Consider the following 20955-nt stretch of genomic DNA (forward strand, 5'->3'; position numbering starts at 1 on the left):
CACGGGCGATTCACGCCAGCCCCGAGCCAGCAGGCTTTCGGTATACCCACCTGCTCTAAATTCTCTAGAGTAGCTTGTGCACCGCCTCCACCAGGATCAGCACGCCAAAGACCAGTAGCACTGACCCCGCGATGCCGTCGATGACGAGGGTGGCTCGCGGGTGCAGCAGCCACTTCATGGCCAGTGAGGCCAGCGAAATGATGAGGGTAAACCAGAGCACGTTAATGCCGCCGTGGATGAGGGCTAGCAGGCTGCCCATGATGAAGGGTTGCACGCTAGCGACCATAAAGGGCGGCACGCTGGCGATGTAGAAGACCGCAATTTTGGGGTTGAGAATGTTGGCGATGAAGCCGGCGAGAAAATCCTTACCCACCCTGTGTTCGCCAGCGGGGGTGGGGGCGTCCGCTCCGCTAACTCCGGGTAAGGACGCCGCAGGTGCGGGTAGTGAGGCCAGGGCGGTTTGGTCGGTTTTGAGGGCGGTCACCTGCCCCCAGCGCCTGAGGTTGAGCAGGAATTTGATACCCAGATAGATCAGGTAGAGGCCGCCAGCCACGGTGATGAGGTCAAAGACCAGGGGAGCGGCGGCCATGAGCACGGCTAGGCCGGTTGCTGCGGTGACGCCCCAAATGAGCAGGCCCGCGGTGATGCCAAAGACACAGGCGTAGGCGCTTCGTCGTCCGCCCGCGACCAGGGAGCGCAACACCAGGGCGGTGTCTGTGGCCGGGATAATCGTGATGAGGAAAGCGATGCCGGCGAAACCCATGAGGGCCTGGGTGAGAGTCATGGACTCCACTGTAAACTAGGGGTAAACCCGGTTCAATTCCATGAGTTCAAACAGTATTCATGGGATTTATCAATGAATTGGAGTGAGTGTGTACGACTCCCGCCGCCTCGAAATCTTCTACGAGCTAGCCCAGCAGGGCTCCCTGGCTGCTGCCGCCGATGTGCTGGGCTACGACCCCTCAACCGTCTCAAACCACCTGGCCAAACTCCAGGCTGAGGTGGGGCATCGGCTCTATGAGAAGTCCGGCCGCGGCGTGGTGCTCACCCCGCGCGGCCTGGAACTTGCCGACTATGCCGGGCAGATTCTCTCGCTCATGGAACGCGCCCACAACGCCATGGCCAGCGAAACCAGCCTGGCCCCGCGAACCCTCAAGGTGGCGTCCTTCAACTCGGCAGCCCGCTACATGGTGCCGCGGGTCTTTGAACTGCTCGAAGAGCGCGCCCCGCATCTGAGCCTGGAGCTCACCCAGCTGGAACCCCAGCGCTCTATCGCCGAGCTTGCCCGGCACCAGTTTGACCTGGTCATCGCCGAAGAATACGAAGGACGCCCGGTGCAGCTCCCCGTCACTCTGGTGCGGCGGGAGCTCTGGGAAGACCCCATCGTGCTGGTGGCCCCGGCGGCTATGGTGCCGCCGCAACCGCTCGATTCTCTTGCCTGGGCTGAGAGCGCCCCCTGGTGTATGGAACCTCCGGGAACGGAGCTCAGGGCCTGGTCGGACGCCTATCTGGCCGACGCCCATATCGCACCCCGCCCGCGGTTTATCTCAACCGACCTGAGCTGGCAGCTGCACTCGGCCTACGGTGGTTATGCGGTAGCCCTGCTGCCCCATCTGGTGCTTGACGGCCTCTACCGGTCAGAGGTCCCGGCTCCCAGCGGGGCTGAGCCCTGGCGGCAGGGAACCCGCACCGGAAACCTGTGGGTGAGCGAGCCGCTGGGCCGCCGCCGGGTTTTTGCGGTGCTCAGAGCGAGCTCGGAGCAGGACGCCGCCGCCCGCCTCCTCGTTGATATTCTGCGGGAGCTGAACCCGGCGTCATCAATGTGAAAATCGGCCGTCATTGCTAACCATGATGGTCATTTTCACCATGATAGTCACCATGATTTTCGCTATGAAGCTTGAACCTGCCTGCCCCAGCGGGCGGCCTTGGCGGCGCAAATCATGAGCTGAACCTGGTGGAAAATCATGAGCGGCAGAATGAGGGCACCCACGGCTCCGCCCCCGAAAATTACCGCTGCCATGGGCAGGCCGGTTGCCAGGGACTTCTTCGAGCCGCAGAACTGCACCGCCACCCGGTCGCCGTAGCTAAAGCCCAGCTTCTTTGAGACAACCCCGCTGAGCCAGAGCAGAAACTCCACCAGGGCAATCGACAGAAGAACTAGAAGCAGAATCTGCCAGGGGCTGATGCGGGTCCAGATACCCTGCACGATGCCGTCCGAAAAGGCCGCGTAGACCACCATGGCGATGGAGAGCCGGTCAACATGCTTGGTCAGCTTGTTCTTGGCAATCTCACCCACCCAGCGGCGCAGGAGCTGACCCAGCACGAAGGGCAGGAGCAGCTGGAGTGCGATATCACCAAAAACGGAGCCTGAGATGGTGAGCTGATCGCTCTGCATCAGCAGCATGACCAGCAGGGGAGTGGCTATCACGCCCACGATATTCGAGGCACTCGCGCTAACAATTGCCCCTGCCACATTGCCCTTGGCGATAGAGGTGAAAGCCACTGAGGACTGCACAGTGGATGGCACCAGGGTCATAAAGAGCAGGCCCAGGTAGAGCTCCCGGCCGATAATGCCCTGCACGGGGTAGAGGGCCAGGCCAATGAGGGGAAAAATCAGGTAGGTAAAGCCCAGAATGGTGCTGTGGAGCCGCCAGTTTTTCAGGCCCTGCAGGGCTTCTTGGGGTGAGAGCCGGGCACCGTAGAGGAAGAAGAGCAGGCCGATAGCGATTTTGGTGGCGACGCTGAACCCTTCGGCGAAGTCCCCGCGAGCCGGGAAGATAATCGCCAGGGCAACGGCGAGCAGAATCAGGGTAATCAGCGGGTCGGGGCGCCAGGAGCGCAATTTCTGGGGTAGGGCCATTTAGCCCATTCTACTCTTTGCCTTTTTCAGCCTCGTACCACTTAGCACTGCCGCGCGCGGCCAGAACCAGGGCAACAATACCTGCGATAGCGTAGAGAAAACCCATGGGGCTCACCTTCTTTCTTGAGGGCTAATAAACCCCACCCTAACCCATGCTTGTGATTTAGGCAACAGGTTGGGGTGGGGGTTTTCGCGTCGAGGGTTAGTCCTGGTCAGTGGGCGGGTTGCCAGGGGCGGACGCCGGGCGCTCACCTTCCCGAGGCGTAGCACCTGGGCCGCTACCGGCGTCCTGACCCTGCTGCTCAGGTGACTGGCCAGGTGCCTGCTGGGGGCCCTGCGGTGAGGGGGCACCGAAGCCGTTCCAGGGGGTGCGCTGGCGGTACTGCGGGGGTACCCAGCCGGTGTAGAGCATGTCGCCTACCGTGCGGTCGCGGTACTGGGCCGGGGGCCGGTAGGTGGTGTTGACTGAACCCCAGTGCTGGTTGTCGGCGCGTTCGGGGTAGGTGGCCAGATGGTCGGTGGCCTGTAGGGGGTCGGCCCAGGCTTCGGCAGGCTCTGCCGCCGGAATCATGGACAGCGGGTAGGGCGGGTTGTTCTTGGGTCGCCAGATGAGGCGGCCGGGTTCGGTGCGGTCGCGCAGGGCATGGGCTCGCCAGGTGACCGGCGGGTGGGTGGATCCGATGTTTGCGAACCAGGTGAAGAAGCCGCGCTCGTAGACGGCCCGGTTGGCTAGTTCGTGGAAGTTCACGTCGTTCATCAGGTACTTGCCAGCGGCGAGTACGGTGGTGGTGGTTTCGGCGCCGTCGGGGGCGTAGCGGTAGCCGAAGTTGTCGGCGGTGTATTCCTGGGTGCGGGAGAGCAGGTTGCCGAGGATTGGGATCTGCATGAAGAAGCTGGTGAAAATCAGGCGGAAGTAGCTGACGTGGCCGGCGGCGATATGCCCTACCTCGTGCCCGATGATGAAGCGCAGGGCTTCGGGGTTGCGGGCTGCACCACCGATTTCGAAGAGGTCGGAGTAGATGGCGATGAAGCGGCGGTGCCCGTGGCCCGAGGCGAAGGCGTTGATTTGGCCGTTGCCGAGCACGACGTAGGCGTCGGGTACGCGGCGCAGACCGGCGGCGTGGGCAGCTTCAACAACCATCTGGTAGGCCTCGGGGAACTGGGTGGGGGTGATGCGCACCCCGCTGAGGCGCAGGCGTCCGTACATGGCACCGCGTACAAAGAAGATGCCCAGGGGCAGGTAGATAGCGATGGCGATGAGTTGGCCAATTAGGTTGCTGATTTGGTAGTTGACGAAGTCGTCCCCCAGCACGCTGGTGAAGAGTGAGTAGATGAGGTAGATACCGCCGCCCACGTAGAGCATGATGGTGAGCGCGTAGGCCATGACGACCAGGGGCAGTTCCGCAGGGTGGCGCAGCGCATTGAGGAACTTGAAGGGCAGCAGGGATTGGAAGCCGAAGAGCTTGGGTGCGGGCAGGGGCGAGAGGGGCCGCTGGCGCATATCTTCGGGCAGCCAGCCGCCGCTGAGGTCGTTGGGCAGGGGCTGGGTGAGGCCCTGCTCCTTGCTGTGTGCGGACGCCTGTGGGCCGGGCTGTTGCGGGTAGGGCGGGGTGGTGCCGGGGTTGTTCTCACTCATGCGGTTTCCTGCTGGTTAGGCGGTGTGTTTTGGTTCCACAGTAGCAAGAAAGTTGGTGAGCGCTGTGTTCTGGGCGAGCTGGTTGAGGGTCGTTACTTGGCTACGTGGGTGGGATGGATCCTGAGGGTGCAGGTTTCCGCCTGTTGCTGACGAGATCTGCCGGTGTTGAGCTGTGCTCTGTGAGGGGGGACTAAAAATTCATATAATGTTTTAAATAACCTCTTGTACGCGATTTGGGTCGGCGGTAGAGAGCGAATCATGAGGATATCTCCTGATACCGAAGTCTCAGCCAGAGACGGCTGACCAAGCACTCCGGGAGCACCGAATGAGGGTCATCTCAATATCAAAAGTTGTGGCGTTGGCGTTTATTGTACCTACGACGTTTGGATATCAAGGTATCCGTGTAGATAAAAATGGAATAGTTGACACCTGAGGGTCGTAAATGTTTGAGATAACACGATTAGAAATTATCAACAGCGGAATTTTGTTTCTCCTTGCTTTTGCTATTGCATACAGATTTATCCGCTCGCAGCTCAACGAAAAGTAGTAGAACCTGTGCCACTAGAAAATGTTCAGTGGCACATGTATCCTTTGCCAAATCAATTTTTGTATAGGTAACACTAGCCCTTAATTCTGAGGTTCTGATTGCTCCTGGCAGCGGGGTGGCTGAGGCTTTTCTAATGCTGTATCTGAGGAGACTTGATTTTTATTTCTATCGCTTATCTGTCGAACTACATCTGGTGCATCGTTAATATAGGCGTAGTTCTTTTCCTTTTCTTCTGGTGATTCTGTGAGGGATTTTTCTATCTCTGAAAAATCCCTAAAAGATGATGTGTGGCAGATGATGTCGTAGTAGCTATCGAACTGTTCTTTGCTGAGGTTTGATAGGGCCTTACTCTCATCAGCTACCGGTTCATATTGGCGCAGGGGTGGCGCAGTGGCTTGGGATTTTGTGTCTGGAGATTCTTCTTTGATAGTTCCCGTTCCGCAGCCACTTAGGGTTAAAGCCCCTAGAATTACCAGAGTTCCTATTTTCTTCATTTTAAAATCGTTCCATTTAGCATTATTTAATGATGTTTTATCCGAATCAGTTCTTCTTATTGGGCAAGGGAGTACCTTTCAATTTTCTCTATACTTGGATATACCCTGCTTGAATAGTGTGTCCTGTATGGCATCTCAAACTCCTGGTTTGTATTCTCGCGCCACACTGTCCAGACTTTTGCTGTAGGTAAGCTTGACTCTAGTGAATGATACATAACCCGTCCCTTGCCAAAGCCGGGGGAGACTGTTTTGGCAGAGCGAACGTTTACATCGAAGACCCCTTTTTGTCTAAAATGAAAAGTTTCACCAGAGGTATTTCTAATCTGGTAAGTATTTCTCAGTGATGATTGAGTTTTGTTCAGTATTCCGATTCTGGAGTTTTCATGTACGCTTTGTGCGCGATATTTATGGGTAATGCTCTGCTGTGTTTCTGTTGTTTCATCATTTTGATTTTTAACAAAAACGGGGAGGGCTTTTAAAGCTTCCTTTTGTTGGTGAATAATCTCTTCACTGTACCCCATTTCCTCTAGTTCTTGCGGTGAAATGATATAAGCTGATTCGCTTAGAATTTCACTATAATAGCTGTTTGTGGTACTTATATTTTCAGAATGCTCTACTTGTGAGGAGATTGGAGTAGCGTGTGCGGTATGCGGCAATAGAAAAGTAACTGTAAAAAATAAAACAGAAATCTTACCGAAAAATTTAGCATTCACTTGGTTCTCCTTGAGTGCTTGGTCAGCCGTCTTTGGCTGAGACTTGGGGATCAAGAGTGAGTTCTTGTGCTTCTGACTTTAATACCTTGTTTAGAACTCAGTCAAGAACCTATCTAAAAATACTGAATAGATTGTTCGGCTGCTTCTTCGTAATGGTGTAACTCTAGCCTGTGGGTCTTGCTGTCTAGCTAGCAACAAAGTACAGGGTCTTCTTTTAGGGTGACCCCTTAAAATCTGTGTATGACGTGTAATACGATTGAAGCATGACAGTAGAAACAACGGCTCGGAAAGGGCTCACCTTTCGCCCCTCTCACGATGTGCGCCAACGCCTTGAAGCGCTCTCGCACAAAACTAATCGCCCTGTTTCCTTCTACATCAACACCTTGTTAGAAGAACACCTGGCTGAATTAGAACATGCCTTTACTTTGAAGGCCGATGCTGAATCAGTGCGTGCAGGTAAACAGAAAACATATAGCCTGGATGAAGCTCGCGCGGAGCTCGGTCTGTGAGTAACACCTGGAGGCTAGAGCTAACTCCTCGAGCTCTCAAACAGCTGAAAAAGCTGGATAAGCCAGTTGCCCAACGTATTTTAGAAGAACTGGAAAAACTAGAGGGTTTTGAGCACCCGCAGAGCCACTGTAAGGCCCTGACCGGCAACTATTCGGGGCTGTGGCGCTATCGAGCAGGCTCCTACCGAGTGATTTTGGATATTGATCAGGGTACCTTGGTCCTTTTGGCCTTGGAAGTTGGGCACCGTTCTGCTGTTTATCGGTAAGCGCGTGATTGAAAGAGTAGACAGTAAAGGGCTGCAACCCGGTGCATTGGGTTGCAGCCCTTTACTGCGCTCTAGAGCTTATAAGGCTTAAGCACAACCAGGGCATCAGCTCTATATAAACCCTTGTTCAGCTGCGATCTCTAGATACTGCAGGAAAACCTCATCGTTGATATCACCGGGTCTCATGTAGGGGCCTTCTTCGGGGTCTTGTGGGCGTTTGGTTGGGAAGCCTATCCAGCCTCTAAGGTAGCGATCTAGGCTATTGCCCATACCACGGGAGCCGTACATTTTATAATCAGTGATACGCCCATCTTCTGCCATGAGGATGAGTGAGATTCTGTGCCCCAAGTCGTGTTGAGTTGAAATAATGCGGTATTCAAGAGGGACACCTGAGCTGCTTTGATCGAAGAGTAACTGCATTTTCCATTCTGCAATTTCAGCTCTTTCTTCTGCGGTTTCGGTATATCCTCCGTTGAATATTTTATCTGTTTCGTAAGTATCTAGGGGCCAGGATATTGTGTTGAGCGTGATGGTGTATAGGGAATCTACTGTGTCTGCTCGTATTTCTTCGTCACGGTGGTAGCCGTCTGGTTCCATATAGGCAAGGGGGAGCTGGTAGGCACCGTATTTTTCTTCAAGAAGAATGTAGACCTCTTCTTTGGCGGGTTGTTGTGGGTTAGCTTTGAGCCAACGGTTGAGGAGATTATTTTTTTCTTCTGGCGTTAGCAAGGTCTGCCTCTTTTCTGCGGAGCTCATGTGAAGAACTTTTCGTGAAACCTTCTTTGCCTTCAGCTTAGAGTTGGATAAAAGCACTGTAGCTAAAATTGTAAGGCGCGTCACCCAAAGAGAAAAACGGTAGTTGAAGTATTTTTCAACGGGAAACTTACGTGAGACCCAGCCTGGTGAAATCCTGCGTCGATGTCTTGACCACTAGCTAGAAACGAAAAGCGGGGTTTCTTTCGAAACACAGTAAAGAACCGTAGTTCGAAAGAAACCCCGCCCTACAGTGGCGAAGCCCTAAAACTTAGGCAACCAGGGCCTCAGTAGCCTCAGCGATAGCCTTTTCCTCGTTGGTGGGAACAACCAGCACGGGAATGGCTGAGTCCTCGGTGGAGATGATGCGGGGCTCGTCGCCGCGTACCTTGTTGGCTTCGGCGTCCAGCTTGATGCCCAGGGCGCCCAGACGCTCAACAGCCAGCTTACGGAACTGGTGGGAGTTCTCACCAATACCGGCGGTGAAGACCAGGGCCTTAGCGCCACCAACAGCCACATGGTAGGCGCCAATGTACTTAGCCAGGCGGTAGGAAGTCATGTCCAGGGCCAGCTTGGCGCGCTCGTCCCCAGCTTCCATAGCCTCAACCACGGCGCGCATGTCGTTGTTGCCAGCGATAGCGAGCAGACCTGATTCCTTGTTGAGGATATGGTCCATCTTCTCGGGGGAGATGTTGCCGCGCTGCATGACATTGGTGAGTACTGAGGGGTCGATGTCGCCAGAGCGGGTACCCATGACCAGACCAGCCAGGGGGGTGTAGCCCATGGAGGTGTCCAGGCACTTGCCGCCCTGGACGGCGGTGATGGAGGCGCCATTGCCCAGGTGGGCGATGATGCCGTTGAATTCTGAGCGGTCAATGCCGAGGAATTCGGCGGCAACGCCGGTGACGTAGTCGTGGCTGGTGCCGTGGGCGCCGTAGCGGCGTACGCCGTACTTCTCAACGAGTTCTTCGGGAACAGCGTAGCGGTAGACGTGCTCGGGCATGGTGGAGTGGAAGGCATTGTCGAAGACCGCGACCATGGGGACGCCGGGGTAGGTGGCCTGAGCTGCCTTGATACCCAGAACGTGGGCGGGGTTGTGCAGGGGTGCGAGGGGTGAGAGCTCATCGATGGTTGCGGTGACCTCGTCGGTAATCAGGACGGGCTCAGAGAAGATGTCACCGCCCTGAACCACGCGGTGGCCGATGGCGTCGATGGTCTTGCCGTGCAGGGGCTCAACCAGGGCCTTAGCCATGATGTCCAGGGCTACGGTGTGATCGGGAATGTCAGCTGAGCCGATGTTCTCAACCAGGCCCTTAGCGATGACCTGGTTCTCTTCACTGGTAGCGGCGGTGTCACGCACCTGGTACTTCACAGATGAGGAACCGCAGTTAATAACGAGTACGAGCATGAAGGTGTTTTCCTTTAGTTACTTAGTGAGTGAGGGGGCACGCGGACGCCCGCGCCTAGGGCGCAGGCGGACTCCCCGAAAGGCGACTGGCTGGGTCTGGCATGAATCGAGCGAGCCCCCCAGGGCGAGCTCGAGAAGGTTAGTCGCCGCAGGGGAGTCCGCTGCGGCCGTTATGCCAACCCAACCCCGTGCGTCCTATTACAGGGTCTGAGCCTGGATCGCGGTGATAGCTACGGTGTTGATGATGTCATCGACGGTAGCGCCGCGGGAGAGGTCGTTGACGGGCTTGCGCAGGCCCTGCAGGACGGGGCCGACGGCTACAGCGCCGGAGGTCTGCTGAACAGCCTTGTAGGTGTTGTTGCCGGTGTTCAGGTCGGGGAAGATGAAGACGGTTGCCTGACCTGCGACCTCTGAGCCGGGGAGCTTGGAGGAGGCGATGGACATGTTGGAGGCTGCGTCGAACTGGATGGGGCCCTCAAAGGCGAAGTCGGGGTTGGCTTCGCGTAGCTTCTCGGTGGCTTCAACGACGAGTTCGACGTCGGTGCCGGAGCCGGAGGTGCCGGTGGAGTAGGAGAGCATGGCGACCTTGGGGTCAACACCGAACTGGCGAGCGGTCTCGGCGGAGGCCTTGGCGATGTCGGCCAACTGCTCTGCGTTGGGGTTGGGGTTCACGGCGCAGTCGCCGAAGACGAGCACGCGGTCTTCCATGAGCATGAGGAAGACGGAGGAGACGACCTTGACGCCTTCGCGGGTCTTGATGAATTCCAGGGAGGGGCGGATGGTGTTGGCGGTGGTGTTCACGGCGCCGGAGACCATGCCGTCGACGATGCCCTTGTGTACCAGCATGGTGCCGAAGTAGGAGGGGTCCATCATGCGGTTCTGTGCGCCTTCGAGGGTCATGCCCTTGTGGGCGCGCAGTTCGGCGTAGGTTTTGGCGAAGTCCTCGGTGTAGGTGTTGTTGTCGAGGTCGATGATGGTGACGCCGCGCTTGCCGTCCTCTGCGATGGGCAGGTCGATGGATTCGCGCTGGCAGATTTCTGCGATTTTTTCGGGGTTGCCGATGAGGGTGAGGTCGCAGAAGTCGCGGCGGACGATGATGGAGGCTGCGCGCAGGATGCGGGGGTCGTAGCCTTCGGGTAGGACGATGGAGCGGCGGTCGCTGCGGGCCTTTTCGATGAGGTTGTGCAGGAAGCGCAGGGGGGTCATGGTTGCGGGGCGTTCGAGTTCGAGGCGCTCGAAGAGTTCCTTTTCGTCGACGTTGCGGAACCATTCGCCGAGGGCGGTTGCGATTTTGCGGGGTTGGCCGAGGGCGAGCTGGCCGCGCACCATGGAGACGGCGCGGCCGGCTTTGAAGGTGTCGAGCTGGGTGGAGAAGACGGGGAAGGGTGCCTTTTCGACGAGCTGGCCGATGGCGGTGTCGCCCTTGAGTTCTGCTGCGAGGCCGCCGGTGAGGAGTAGGCCTGAGGGGGCGGGGAAGGTGGGGGAGAGGGCGGACGCGAGGGTTGCGACCATGATGTCGGTTCGGTCGCCGGGGACGATGACGAAGTCGCCGTCGGTGAACTGGGAGAGGAAGTTGGAGACGGTCATGGCCGCGATTTTGATGTCGTGGATGTCGCGGTCGAGGAAGTCCTGGCTCATGCCCTCGTGGTTGAGGCCGAGGTTGTAGACGACTTCGGCGACGGTGGGGAGTGAGATTTCGGGGAGTTCGGGTAGGACGTAGACAGGGCGGTTTGAGGGGCCGCGCTTGACGTTCTTGAGGATTTCTTCGCGCAGTTCGGGGCGGGCGCGGTTGACCATGACGGCCAGGACATCGACCTTGGCAGCATGGAGTTCGGTGCGGGCTACGTCAACAGCGTTGACCACATCTGAGACGGTGGATTCCTGGGCGCCGACGACGGCGATGACGGGGGTGCCGAGGTCTTTGGCGAACTGGGCGTTGAGGTCGAATTCTACGGTTGCTGCGTTGTGGGAGAGCAGGTCGGTGCCGTCGACGATGATGGCGTCGCAGTGCTTGGCCATGTCGGAGTAGACGGAGACGGCGATGGAGGACATTTCTTCGTGGTCGCCGGAGGCCAGCAGTTCGCGGCAGCGTTCGAGGGAGACACCGCCGCGGGCCTGGGCGTCGCTGAGGTTGTACTTGGTGCGGAGCAGACGGATGAGGGGGTCTTGTGACTCGATTTCGCCGCTGAAGACGGGGCGGAAGAAGCCCACGCGGTCGGTTTCTTTGAGCAGGGAGTCGATTAGGCCGATGGCGATGAGGGACTTGCCTGAGCCCTGGTTCATCGCGGAAATGTACATGCCGTTGGTCATCTGGGTCTACATCCTTGTGGCTGTGTTTTTGTGGGTTACGGTGACCGTGGGGCTACCGTATGCTTACTTCTGAGTTTATTCCTTTGTGTGGGCTTTAGGGGCGGAGCGGCGTGCGTTTGTGTGGTATCTCATGAGGGGCGGACGCTTGCTGACAGTCTGTGCCCGCGCGGAGCGCAGGCGGGTGGTTAGGCTGGGTTCAGAACTATCGTCTGAGAGAAGAGTCTTATGTCTGCGAAACTCACCCGCCGAGCCCTTGTGAGCACCCTCCCTCTGCTGGGCTTGGTGGCCTGTAGCGGTTCTACCGAGACCACTGCCGGCGCTTCTGCCCCCGCGAGCGGTGAAGCTGCGGCGGGCGTCCGCACCGATGCTGGCTACCAGCTCAATGCCGTGACGGACGGGGCCCCCACGGTCACCCTTTACACCGATCTGCAGTGCCCCTACTGCGCTAAGGCCGACCCCAAGTACCGTGAAGCCGCTGCCGAACTGGAGGGCACCATGAACGTGACGGTACGCCATTTCCCGCTGCCCATGCACGCCAATGCCGTCCCTGCGGCCCAGGCAGTGCAGGCTGCTGAGGCCCAGGGGGCTTACGTGGCTATGGCTGATCACCTCTACACCCACCAGGCCGACTGGAAGGAGATCACCGACACCGCCCAGTTCGCCACCCTCATGGGTGACTACGCCGAAGAGCTGGGCCTGGACCGCGCCCGTTTCGAGTCTGACCTGGCAAGCGAAGAGGCCCTGGCCCTGATTGAGCAGGAGTACCAGGACGGCATCGCCGCAGGTGTGAAGGGCACCCCCAGTTTCGTGGTGGAGGGAACCAAACTGGAGAACGTGGACTCAGGCACCAGCACCGCCGATATGGTGGCGGCCTTCAAACAGGCGGCCGGGCTCTAAACGCGTTACCCTGGTCACCGCCCGCTGTGCCCTCTAGAGTTGAAGGTATGAAGATAGCCCTCGCCCAGATGCTCAGTACCAAGGACGTTGCCCGCAATATCGAGACGATCCGTGAATACACGGCGCTCGCAGCAGAGCGCGGTGCCCGCCTGGTGGTCTTCCCCGAGGCGGCCATGCTCAGCTTCGGCGGGCGGCTGTATGACGATGCGGCCCAACACGAGCTGACCTTCCGCACCGCCCTCGCTAACATCGCGCGTGAGAACTACGTGACCGTGGTGGCGGGCGGCTTCGCCCCGGTGCAGCTAGCTGACGAATGGAACCTGCGGGTCTACAACAACCTCTACTGCTTCGACCAGAACGGGGTAGAGACTGTCTACACCAAGATGCACCTCTACGACGCCTTTGGGTTTAAAGAATCTGAGGGGGTCAAGGCCGGTGAGCAGCTGGTGACCGTCACCGTGGACGGCACCAAAATTGGCCTGGCCACCTGTTACGACGTGCGCTTCCCCAAGCTTTTTGCCGACTACTCCCGGGCAGGGGCTAAGGCGACGATTGTTGCGGCGTCCTGGGCTGGGGGTGAGGGGAAGGTGAGCCAGTGGCAGATTCTCACCAGTGCCCGTGCCCTAGATTCCAATATGTTTGTGTTGGCTGTTGATCAGGCATCGCCCACCAGCGCTGACCCGCGGGCAGATATTACCCAGCCGACCGGCGTGGGCTGCTCCCGGGTAGTTTCCCCCTTCGGTGCGACCCTGGCTGAGGCCGGTGAAGCTCCCGAGATTCTGGTGGTTGACCTTGACCTCACCGAGGTAGACCGGGCCCGCCAGGCCCTACCCGTACTGGCGAACGCCAAGCTGGACTACTAGAGAAAGAGTCTTCTGACATGGGTTTCTTTGATATTTTCACCGATAAAACTCCCGCTGAACCCGCTGAGGCCCAGCTCATGGCGACAGCCTACGGGCACGTGCAGGGCGTGGGCTTTCGCTGGTGGGTGGCCGGTATTGCTAAGCCCCTGGGGCTGGTGGGCTACGCCAAAAACATGGACGACGGGTCGGTTGAGATTGTCGCCCAGGGCAGCGCGGACGCCTGTGAGCAGCTCCTTGCCGAACTGACCGGCGGCGATACCGCTGGTAGGATTGATCATGTTGACTCTGACATCACCCAGCCGGTTGGCTCCTATAAGGGGTTCGGCATTTACTAGAAGGGCACACCATGGGCCACTCGCACGGCCACTCCCACAGCCATGCCCACGGGCATTCCCACGGCAGCGGGGCTAACGAGCGCCGCCTTATCATTGTGGTGGTTATTGCCTGGTCATTGGTTGCCTTCCAGTTGACCGGAGCCTGGCTGACCGGTTCCCTGGCCCTGCTCTTTGACACGGTCCACGTTTTCACCGATGCCCTGGGGGTCAGCGTTGCCCTGGCCGCCGCGCGTCTGGCCCGCCTGCCGGCGTCCTCGCGCCACACCTGGGGGTTCCGCCGGGTCGAGGTGCTCTCGGCCATGTTCCAGGCCGCCGTGCTGCTCGGGGTTGGGCTCTTTGTGCTTTACGAGGCGGTGCAGCGCCTGCTGGAACCTGCCCCCATACCCGGCCTTGAAGTGCTGATTTTCGGCGTCATTGGCCTGGTGGGCAACATCGTGATGATTGCGGTGCTGGTGGGCGGCGACCGCACCAACTTCAACATGCGGGCCGCCTTCCTGGAAGTGCTCAACGACGCCCTGGGGTCGGTGGCGGTTATTATCTCGGCCCTTATTATCTGGCGTACCGGCTTCTACCAGGCCGACGCCCTAGTGGCTGTGCTCATCGGCCTGCTCATTATTCCGCGCACCGTCAAGCTCTTCCGCGAAACCACCTCGGTCCTGCTGGAATCAACCCCGCGCGGGCTTGATCTCGACGAGGTCCGCCGCCACCTGGAAAGCCAGCCCCACGTGGTTGCCGTACACGACCTACACGCCAGCCAGATTTCCTCCGACCTGCCGGTGCTCACCGCCCACATTGTGCTCGACGACGAGTGCTTCACCTCGGGCCACTCCGTAGAGATTCTCAAACACCTGCAAAGCTGCGTGGCTGAGCATTTTGAGGTGTCCATTAAGCACTCCACCTTCCAGATGGAGCCGCACTCCCTGGCTGCCGACGAAGACCTGCGGCACCTGCACTAGACCGGAAAGGGGCTAGGCTAGAGAACATGTCACGCACCATTCAACTTTCTTTTTCTGGCCTGAGCGCATCCGTTGCCCCTGACGGCTTCTCAGCGACCGGCCGGATTCTTGAAATCGGCGGGGCAGAGCAGTCTCACGTGGATCTAGCCCACCCCGACTTCATCTTCTACGAGTACCTACGCCGGATCGGCAACCTGGTTGATCTTCAGGCTGAGCCCGGGGCGCCCATCACCGCCGCCCACCTGGGGGCAGGGGCTCTGACCCTGGTGCGCTATATTCAGGCCACCCGGCCCGGCTCAGCCCAACTGGCTGTTGACATCGAGCGGGAGCTGCCCGGCTTTGTGATGGAGCAGCTACCCCTGCCAGAGGGTACTAACTGCACAATTTTGATTGAGGACGCCGCCGCGGCAGCTCCCAGACTGAGGGATGAGTTGGGTGCCCCGGGCGGTCTGGATGTGGTCGTCCTCGATATTTTCTCGGGCTGGGAGGCCCCGCCCCACCTGACCACCGCCGAGTTTTACACCGACCTGCGCGAGGCCCTGGCCCCGGCAACAGGTGATAGTGCGGGCGGCCTGCTGGCCGTCAATGTGGGCGACGATGCCGGTCTCAGCTTCTTCGTGGCCCAGGCCCGAACCCTATTAGAGGTCTTTGAGCACGTCTGGTGTCTGGCTGATACCACCATGCTGGGCGGCCGCCATGCGGGCAACCTTATTCTGGTGGGCTCCCATGTGGCCCTCACCCAGGACGCCGCGACCTACCTGGTGGGTGCCGGGCCGCACCCGGCGTCCGCCCTGGACACCGATGAACTGGTGGAGCTGCTCGACAAGCTGGGCTAGGGGGGCGTCCACCTGGGCGATGGTGCTGGTGACGGGTGCGGGTTCGCCCGCTGCCCGCTGAGGGCGTGAGGTGACGGTGATGCCCATGGAGGCTACCGTCAGCAGTAGAATTGCCGTCCAGCGTAGGGCTCCGGTGTCTTGGGAGAGCAACAGCCAGCCGCCGATAGCCGCGATGCCGGGTTCCAGGCTGAGCAGAATAGAGAAGACATTGTTGGGCAGGCGGCACCCAGGCCGCCAGCCCCGTCGATGAGCCTGCCCACGCGGGAGCTTGCCAGAATATAGCAGGCCCAGAAAAAGCCTGCGACTAGTGCAAAGGCCAAGCCCAGGGTGGAGATATGTTCGGCCCCGAAGGCCTTTTCAACTCCGATGAGGGCCATACCGATGGTGGCTAGCCCGATCCAGAGCCCGTCAATGAGACGGCGGGAAAGCACCGCTGCGAGCACGAGCGGGCCGATAAATTCTACAGACACCGCCAGTCCCAAAGGCAGCAGCTCGATGGCGTGGTAGAAGGCCCCGTTCATAAAGGCAAAAGATGCCCCGAGTAGGGCCACGGCAATCCACTGGGGTAGGTCCCAGGCCCAGAAACGGGGCCGGGTAAGAGCGCAGATGACTAGGGCAGCTACCCCTAGCCGCAGGGTAGTGACGCCCCAGGCACCCAGCTGGGGGAAGAGCTGCACCGCAAAAGCCGCGCCTATCTGTAGAGAGATACAGGAGCCGATCACGAGAAGCACGCCGGTGGTCTTATCGGAGTCGGTGAAACGAGAACGAACTGCCTGCACAGGTGCCTTCTTTCGTGAGGGGTACTGCAAACAGTGTAGGTGGCTGCCTGCCGTAGGGGTGGCGCTGACCGCCAAATGTTACGGTGTCGCTCACACATGTGGCGGCCGGTGCCACAGTTACCGCCTAGAGGTGCTGCGTAACCTGTCATGCCCAGGGCATACACGATAGCAAGCACACTGTGTTTAGGGCCGTTTGCCGGTAAACTAAAAGCTATGTTCAACTTCAACGCATCTAGCGCTTTTGACGCTAACGGTCAGCCCAAGCCCGCGGTTACCCGCACCGTAGACACCGTGCTGAAGGTTCAGCGCCCCCTGATTGTTTCCATGCTCAAGAAGATGCGTGAGAAGCACCCCCACGAGACCCCCGACCAGATCGCCAAGCGCCTCGAAAAGGCCTACCTGCGCGATGTGACGGTCGGTGGCGGTGCCGTGGGCGCAACCGCTTTTGTGCCCGGTCTGGGTACTGCGGCGTCCGTCGGCCTCTCTGCCCTGGCGGTGGGCGGCTATCTGGAGCGCACCGCTATCTACGCGCAGGCTATGGCTGAACTGCACGGCGTGCACGTTGATGATCCCGAAAAGTCCCGTCTCATGGTCATGGCTATCATGCTGGGTGAGGACGGCTCCGTGCTTATGAACTCGATTCTGGCCCACACCGGTAAGACCGGTGGTGTTTCCCGTAAGTGGGGCATGATGATGGGCTCCAAGGACTCCGGCAAGATCTTCAGCATCGAGCGCACCATTCGCAACATGTTTATTAAGCGTTTCTTGACCCGCCAGTCCGGCGCCCTGCTGGGTCGCGCCCTGCCCTTCGGTGTGGGCGCTGTGGTGGGTGGCGGTGCCAACCTGGCTCTGGGCAAGAACGTGGTCAAGTCGGTCGAGCAGACCTTCGGCGCCCTGCCCGCTGTTTTCCCCGATGCCCTGAACTCTGACCGCGCCCCCAGGTTTGAGGGCGGTCAGGACGCCAGCACCTCCGAGGGTGCGCAGAGTGAGACCGCGCAGCTTGAGAAGTAAAGAGAACTGTCATGGGTTTTAACGACAACCTAGATAACAACTACTCCCAGCGAGGCTCATCGGGCGGCAACGGCCGCTCCGGTGGTGGCGGTGGTGCGAACCCGCTCATGATGATGCTTATGGGTAGCGTGGCTCGGAAGTTCGGTATTCCCGGCGTGCTTGTTCTTGGTGCTATCTTCCTTTTTGCCTCGGGCGGCCTTGGTGGCCTGACTGGCGGTAGTTCTAACTCCATGTACGGCACCGAAGCCCAGCAGGACCAGGTTACCGGCGCCGGGAACTTCGACCACTGCCAGACCTATGAGGACGCCAACCGCTACGATGATTGCCGTATTCTGGCGACCGGCGTGAGCCTGGATATGGTGTGGGAAGAGAAGCTCCCTGCTGAGGCGGGTATCTCCTACACCGCACCCGACCTGGTGCTGGGTGAGGGCCAGCTCTCTACCGGCTGCGGTACCGCCAATATCTCGCAGACTGGCCCCTTCTACTGCCCGGCTGACCAGACCGTGTATATGTCGGTTCCCTTCTTTGATCAGCTCAAGGCTATGGGCGGGTCGAACGGTGATTTCGCGGTCATGTACGTGACCGCCCACGAGTTTGCCCACCACATTCAGCAGACCATGGGCACCCTGAAGTACTCCAACTACCAGGACCCGGGTGCTGACTCTGGCGCCGTGCAGGTTGAGGTGCAGGCCGACTGCTATGCCGGTGTCTGGGCCTCCCAGGCTGACAAGGGCGAAAATGCCCTGCTCGACCCGCTGACCGAGAGCCAGATCCAGCAGGCGATCGATACGGCCCGCGCCATCGGTGACGATGCGATTCAGCGTTCTTCGGGCCAAGAGGTTAACCCCGACCTGTGGACCCACGGCTCGTCAGAACAGCGTGTCAGCTGGTTTACGAAGGGCTACACCGAGGGCACCATGGCAGCGTGCGCCCAGCCCTTCAACTCCTAGCTAGTAGCAGGTAGAGTGCTCGCGGGCACGTGCCTGTCTCTACAGTAGGGACCAGATTCCTCCCAAAGTACCTAACGTCCACACGGTATACGGGAGGGATCTGGTCCCTTCTTTTAACCCTTGAAACGAGAACGGGCGCGGACGAACGCGCGGGCAGCTAGGCGGGCACCCTTGGCGGTTGCCCCGTCGGCTGCCGCCAGTTCCGCTTCGGTGCTGGGCCGTACCTGAGTTTCGGTCACCACCGGGGCCGGGTCTTCAATGGCGGACGCCGTCACCGGCTCGGGTGCCTCAATCTGGGAGGGCTTGATCGGCTCGGGCTCATCCAGGGCAGAAGGCGCTACCGGCTCGGGTGCTTCAATGGCACTGACCTCTTCGGCAGAAAGTTCTAGCAGGTCAGCGTCATCATCGGCGGGTACCGAGCCCCCGCTACCCTGCCCCGACCCGTCGACCGGGCCGCCGGCGTCCTGCCCGCTGTTCAAGACCGTGAGGGTGCTGGCAGGTAGCTGGTCGGGAGCTGCCCCCAGGTTCTGGTCTACCTGGGCGATAATCTGCTGGGCAAAATCCCGGCGCATCTTCTGACTAGCGAAAACAGCGCCTCCTGCCTTGACTAGCTGTTCGCCTGCCTTGACCAGCAGCAGGGTCTGGGGGTTGCGCAGGCCGATGGCGGCTACGGCTCCCAGAATGTTCATCTGCTGGGTGGTTCCACCACCGCGGGGGGCCTCCTGCATCTGGGTGAGAATATCGTTGACCTCGGCCCCCAAGATAGCGGTTGCGGCCTCGTCGCTGCTTTCAACCTGTAGGCCGTGTAGCAGGGCCATGCCGTGTAGGTAGGTTTTGACGGCCTGGGCACTTCCCACGTGGGCGGTGGTGTTAATGCCCTTGTTGGCGGCCCGGCTGTAGGTGGCCATGCCCTGCTGCACCGCGCCCAGGTGGGCGGCTGCCTGGGTGAGCCCGGCGACGCGGCGGTTGCGGGTGACGCTGCCGAGGACGTTGGGGGTCAGCTCTTGCGCCCCTGCCTGGGCTGACCCGACCAGGGTGAAGTCGCGCACGAAGATTCCGCCTAGGCGCTCTGCTAGGTCGGCGGGGGTGGCTTCGGGGTAGCGGGTGCGGAGCTTGCGCAGGCGGCGCACGGCTAGCGGGGTCTGCTCGGGCGAGCTGTCTGCGGGGCGGGAGTTCTCGGTCATACCTTCTATCTTAAAAGTGAAAACCTCTCGGGGGAGTAGAAAACCCCGCCAGGTATGACGGGGTTTTCTTATGTGACCTGCGCGAGTCAGCCTTTAGCGGGTGGCGTGCTCCAGCAGGGAGGGGGCCAGGCCGATGTAGGTAGCCGGAGTGAGCTCAGAGAGCCGGGCTTCGGCGTCCGCACTCAGACCGAGTTCAGCGACGAATTCCTTGAGGCGGGCGGCATCGACGCGGTGGCCGCGGGTCAGCTCCTTGAGGCGCTCGTAGGGATCCTCCATGCCGGGGACGCCCGCGATTGCTTCGGCGCGCATGACCATCTGGATGGCCTCGGCCAGAACTTCCCAGTTCTCGTCGAGGTCTTGGGCGATGACGTCGGTGGCGATGTCCAGGCGCTCCAGGCCCTTGACCACGTTCGAGATAGCCAGCACGGAGTGACCGAAGGCGACGCCGATGTTGCGCTGGGAGGAGGAGTCAGTCAGGTCGCGCTGCCAGCGGGACTGCACCAGGGTTGAGCCCAGGGTGTTCAGCAGGGCGTTGGAGATTTCGAGGTTGGCCTCGGCGTTCTCGAAGCGGATGGGGTTGACCTTGTGGGGCATGGTGGAGGAACCGGTTGCGCCCGCAACGGGAATCTGGCGGAAGAAGCGGATAGAGATGTAGCTCCACACGTCGGTGCAGAGGTTGTGCAGCACCTGGTTGAAGTGGGCGATGGAGGAGTAGAGCTCAGCCTGCCAGTCATGGTTTTCGATCTGGGTGGTCAGGGGGTTCCAGTCCAGGCCCAGGCCGGTGACGAACTCTTCTGAAATCTTCTGCCAGTCGGCGGTGGGTACAGAGACGACGTGGGCGGAGTAGGTGCCGGTTGCACCGTTAATCTTGCCCAGGAACTCGGCGTTTTCAACGTGCTTAATCTGGCGGTTCAGGCGGTAGGCGAAGACAGCTAGTTCCTTGCCCAGGGTGGAGGGGGTAGCGGGCTGACCGTGGGTACGGGAAAGCATGGGCACGTCGCGGGCCTCTTCTGCCAGCTTCATGATCTGCTCAACCAGGCCGCGGGCGGCGGGCAACCAGACGTTGGTGACGGCGTCCTTGATGCCCAGGGCGTAGGAGAGGTTGTTGATGTCTTCGCTGGTGCAGCCGAAGTGAACCAGGGGCTTGAGGTGGCCCAGGCCCAGGGGTTCGAGGCGGCGGGCGATGAAGTATTCTACGGCCTTCACATCGTGCACGGTGACGGCTTCGATTTCTGCCAGCTCGGCGGCAGATTCTTCGGTGAAGTCGGTGACGATGGCGCGCAGGCCGGCCCGCTGCTCGTCGGTGAGGGGCTCAAGACCGGGCAGTACCTGGTGGTCGCAGAGGTAGATGAACCATTCGACCTCAACGTGGATGCGGTCGCGGTTGAGGGCGGCTTCTGAGAGGTAGTCGACCAAGGGTTCGGTGGCGGCCTTGTAGCGTCCGTCGAGGGCGCCGAGGGCAAGACCCGCGCCGGTGAGGGAGTGACGGCCAGAGGGCAGAGTGGTGCAGTTTTCGCGATGAGACATGTCTCTAGTTTCTCACGGCTAGGTGGGGTGGCGCACGTTTTCGCGGGGGTGTGAGATGGGCTTTTACGGGTAAGCGGTGGCTGTCGTCAAGGGGTGTGAACTCGCTGCGTCATCTTGCGTC

General features: G+C 59.8%; 21 protein-coding genes. 10 read left to right on the plus strand and 11 right to left on the minus strand.

What is annotated here, in order from left to right:
- Positions 1-64: 64 nt before the first annotated feature.
- Positions 65-784: a LysE family translocator gene (locus L7A20_RS00845; RefSeq protein ID WP_237222057.1), complete on the minus strand. Its 720-nt coding sequence runs from the start codon at positions 782-784 to the stop codon at positions 65-67.
- 82 nt (positions 785-866) lie between these two features.
- On the opposite strand from L7A20_RS00845, the gene L7A20_RS00850 reads away from it, so the two are divergent.
- Complete coding sequence (locus L7A20_RS00850) at positions 867-1826, plus strand: LysR family transcriptional regulator (RefSeq protein WP_237222058.1); 960 nt, start codon at positions 867-869, stop codon at positions 1824-1826.
- A gap of 62 nt (positions 1827-1888) precedes the next feature.
- Here L7A20_RS00850 and L7A20_RS00855 read toward each other — a convergent pair whose 3' ends face one another.
- From L7A20_RS00855 to L7A20_RS00870, 4 genes are all read right to left on the minus strand, one after another.
- Positions 1889-2860 (minus strand): bile acid:sodium symporter family protein, encoded by a 972-nt coding sequence (locus L7A20_RS00855; protein ID WP_237222059.1) that lies wholly within the window; start codon positions 2858-2860, stop codon positions 1889-1891.
- Positions 2861-3062: 202 nt separating this feature from the next.
- A complete protein-coding gene (locus L7A20_RS00860) occupies positions 3063-4496 on the minus strand; it encodes a M48 family metallopeptidase (RefSeq protein WP_237222060.1) in 1434 nt (477 codons plus the stop codon).
- Positions 4497-5123: 627 nt separating this feature from the next.
- On the minus strand, positions 5124-5537 hold the full coding sequence (locus L7A20_RS00865) for a hypothetical protein (protein ID WP_237196163.1): 414 nt from the start codon (positions 5535-5537) through the stop codon (positions 5124-5126).
- 56 nt (positions 5538-5593) lie between these two features.
- Positions 5594-6250, minus strand: coding sequence for a hypothetical protein (locus L7A20_RS00870; protein ID WP_237196165.1), 657 nt, complete (start codon positions 6248-6250; stop codon positions 5594-5596).
- A gap of 263 nt (positions 6251-6513) precedes the next feature.
- Here L7A20_RS00870 and relB point away from each other — a divergent pair, with 263 nt between their 5' ends.
- Both relB and L7A20_RS00880 read left to right on the plus strand, forming a co-directional pair.
- On the plus strand, positions 6514-6759 hold the full coding sequence (gene relB, locus L7A20_RS00875) for a type II toxin-antitoxin system RelB family antitoxin (protein ID WP_237198326.1): 246 nt from the start codon (positions 6514-6516) through the stop codon (positions 6757-6759).
- The gene (locus L7A20_RS00880) at positions 6756-7025 is read left to right on the plus strand and encodes a type II toxin-antitoxin system RelE family toxin (protein WP_237198327.1); all 270 of its coding nucleotides are present in this window, start codon (positions 6756-6758) and stop codon (positions 7023-7025) included. Before relB ends, L7A20_RS00880 begins: the two co-directional genes overlap by 4 nt.
- 111 nt (positions 7026-7136) lie before the next feature.
- Here L7A20_RS00880 and L7A20_RS00885 read toward each other — a convergent pair whose 3' ends face one another.
- The 3 genes from L7A20_RS00885 to pta all read right to left on the minus strand — a co-directional run bounded on the left by L7A20_RS00885 (position 7137) and on the right by pta (position 11496).
- Positions 7137-7781, minus strand: coding sequence for a hypothetical protein (locus L7A20_RS00885; protein WP_237222061.1), 645 nt, complete (start codon positions 7779-7781; stop codon positions 7137-7139).
- A gap of 268 nt (positions 7782-8049) precedes the next feature.
- Positions 8050-9186 (minus strand): acetate/propionate family kinase, encoded by a 1137-nt coding sequence (locus L7A20_RS00890; protein ID WP_237222062.1) that lies wholly within the window; start codon positions 9184-9186, stop codon positions 8050-8052.
- A 198-nt stretch (positions 9187-9384) separates the two neighbouring features.
- Positions 9385-11496 (minus strand): phosphate acetyltransferase, encoded by a 2112-nt coding sequence (pta, locus tag L7A20_RS00895; protein WP_237222063.1) that lies wholly within the window; start codon positions 11494-11496, stop codon positions 9385-9387.
- A 225-nt stretch (positions 11497-11721) separates the two neighbouring features.
- On the opposite strand from pta, the gene L7A20_RS00900 reads away from it, so the two are divergent.
- The 5 genes from L7A20_RS00900 to L7A20_RS00920 are packed head-to-tail and all read left to right on the plus strand — an operon-like array spanning position 11722 to position 15383.
- On the plus strand, positions 11722-12393 hold the full coding sequence (locus L7A20_RS00900) for a DsbA family protein (RefSeq protein WP_237222064.1): 672 nt from the start codon (positions 11722-11724) through the stop codon (positions 12391-12393).
- A gap of 47 nt (positions 12394-12440) precedes the next feature.
- A complete protein-coding gene (locus L7A20_RS00905) occupies positions 12441-13256 on the plus strand; it encodes a carbon-nitrogen hydrolase family protein (RefSeq protein WP_237222065.1) in 816 nt (271 codons plus the stop codon).
- Positions 13257-13273: 17 nt separating this feature from the next.
- Positions 13274-13591, plus strand: coding sequence for an acylphosphatase (locus L7A20_RS00910; RefSeq protein WP_237222066.1), 318 nt, complete (start codon positions 13274-13276; stop codon positions 13589-13591).
- An 11-nt stretch (positions 13592-13602) separates the two neighbouring features.
- A complete protein-coding gene (locus L7A20_RS00915; RefSeq protein ID WP_237222067.1) occupies positions 13603-14547 on the plus strand; it encodes a cation diffusion facilitator family transporter in 945 nt (314 codons plus the stop codon).
- 26 nt (positions 14548-14573) lie between these two features.
- Positions 14574-15383 (plus strand): spermidine synthase, encoded by an 810-nt coding sequence (locus tag L7A20_RS00920; RefSeq protein WP_237222068.1) that lies wholly within the window; start codon positions 14574-14576, stop codon positions 15381-15383.
- 98 nt (positions 15384-15481) lie between these two features.
- Here L7A20_RS00920 and L7A20_RS00925 read toward each other — a convergent pair whose 3' ends face one another.
- Positions 15482-16162, minus strand: coding sequence for an EamA family transporter (locus L7A20_RS00925; RefSeq protein ID WP_237222069.1), 681 nt, complete (start codon positions 16160-16162; stop codon positions 15482-15484).
- Positions 16163-16375: 213 nt separating this feature from the next.
- Between L7A20_RS00925 and L7A20_RS00930 the strand changes: the two genes are divergently transcribed.
- Entirely contained in the window at positions 16376-17173 is a 798-nt protein-coding gene (locus tag L7A20_RS00930; protein ID WP_237222070.1) for a di- and tripeptidase, read from the plus strand.
- A gap of 11 nt (positions 17174-17184) precedes the next feature.
- Entirely contained in the window at positions 17185-18123 is a 939-nt protein-coding gene (gene ypfJ / locus L7A20_RS00935; protein WP_237196191.1) for a KPN_02809 family neutral zinc metallopeptidase, read from the plus strand.
- Positions 18124-18236: 113 nt separating this feature from the next.
- On the opposite strand, the gene L7A20_RS00940 is transcribed toward ypfJ, so the two are convergent.
- Positions 18237-19307, minus strand: coding sequence for a hypothetical protein (locus tag L7A20_RS00940; protein WP_237222071.1), 1071 nt, complete (start codon positions 19305-19307; stop codon positions 18237-18239).
- Between the two features lie 93 nt (positions 19308-19400).
- Positions 19401-20834, minus strand: a complete 1434-nt coding sequence (gene purB, locus L7A20_RS00945) for an adenylosuccinate lyase (RefSeq protein ID WP_237222072.1) — start codon at positions 20832-20834, stop codon at positions 19401-19403.
- Positions 20835-20955: the final 121 nt, after the last annotated feature.

Origin of the sequence: Rothia nasimurium, from assembly GCF_928381415.1 — a bacterium.
In the GTDB taxonomy this organism is placed as follows: Bacteria; Actinomycetota; Actinomycetes; order Actinomycetales; family Micrococcaceae; genus Rothia; species Rothia nasimurium_H.

Bases quoted from the DNA above. Each gene is read 5' to 3' on its own strand.
- L7A20_RS00865 (WP_237196163.1), bottom strand. From the start codon at position 5,537: ATGAAGAAAATAGGAACTCTGGTAATTCTAGGGGCTTTAACCCTAAGT.
- relB (WP_237198326.1), top strand. From the start codon at position 6,514: ATGACAGTAGAAACAACGGCTCGGAAAGGGCTCACCTTTCGCCCCTCT.
- L7A20_RS00845 (WP_237222057.1), bottom strand. From the start codon at position 784: ATGACTCTCACCCAGGCCCTCATGGGTTTCGCCGGCATCGCTTTCCTC.
- L7A20_RS00890 (WP_237222062.1), bottom strand. From the start codon at position 9,186: ATGCTCGTACTCGTTATTAACTGCGGTTCCTCATCTGTGAAGTACCAG.
- L7A20_RS00920 (WP_237222068.1), top strand. From the start codon at position 14,574: ATGTCACGCACCATTCAACTTTCTTTTTCTGGCCTGAGCGCATCCGTT.
- L7A20_RS00910 (WP_237222066.1), top strand. From the start codon at position 13,274: ATGGGTTTCTTTGATATTTTCACCGATAAAACTCCCGCTGAACCCGCT.
- L7A20_RS00905 (WP_237222065.1), top strand. From the start codon at position 12,441: ATGAAGATAGCCCTCGCCCAGATGCTCAGTACCAAGGACGTTGCCCGC.
- L7A20_RS00860 (WP_237222060.1), bottom strand. From the start codon at position 4,496: ATGAGTGAGAACAACCCCGGCACCACCCCGCCCTACCCGCAACAGCCC.
- purB (WP_237222072.1), bottom strand. From the start codon at position 20,834: ATGTCTCATCGCGAAAACTGCACCACTCTGCCCTCTGGCCGTCACTCC.
- pta (WP_237222063.1), bottom strand. From the start codon at position 11,496: ATGACCAACGGCATGTACATTTCCGCGATGAACCAGGGCTCAGGCAAG.
- L7A20_RS00855 (WP_237222059.1), bottom strand. From the start codon at position 2,860: ATGGCCCTACCCCAGAAATTGCGCTCCTGGCGCCCCGACCCGCTGATT.
- L7A20_RS00930 (WP_237222070.1), top strand. From the start codon at position 16,376: ATGTTCAACTTCAACGCATCTAGCGCTTTTGACGCTAACGGTCAGCCC.
- L7A20_RS00915 (WP_237222067.1), top strand. From the start codon at position 13,603: ATGGGCCACTCGCACGGCCACTCCCACAGCCATGCCCACGGGCATTCC.
- L7A20_RS00900 (WP_237222064.1), top strand. From the start codon at position 11,722: ATGTCTGCGAAACTCACCCGCCGAGCCCTTGTGAGCACCCTCCCTCTG.
- ypfJ (WP_237196191.1), top strand. From the start codon at position 17,185: ATGGGTTTTAACGACAACCTAGATAACAACTACTCCCAGCGAGGCTCA.
- L7A20_RS00885 (WP_237222061.1), bottom strand. From the start codon at position 7,781: ATGAGCTCCGCAGAAAAGAGGCAGACCTTGCTAACGCCAGAAGAAAAA.
- L7A20_RS00940 (WP_237222071.1), bottom strand. From the start codon at position 19,307: ATGACCGAGAACTCCCGCCCCGCAGACAGCTCGCCCGAGCAGACCCCG.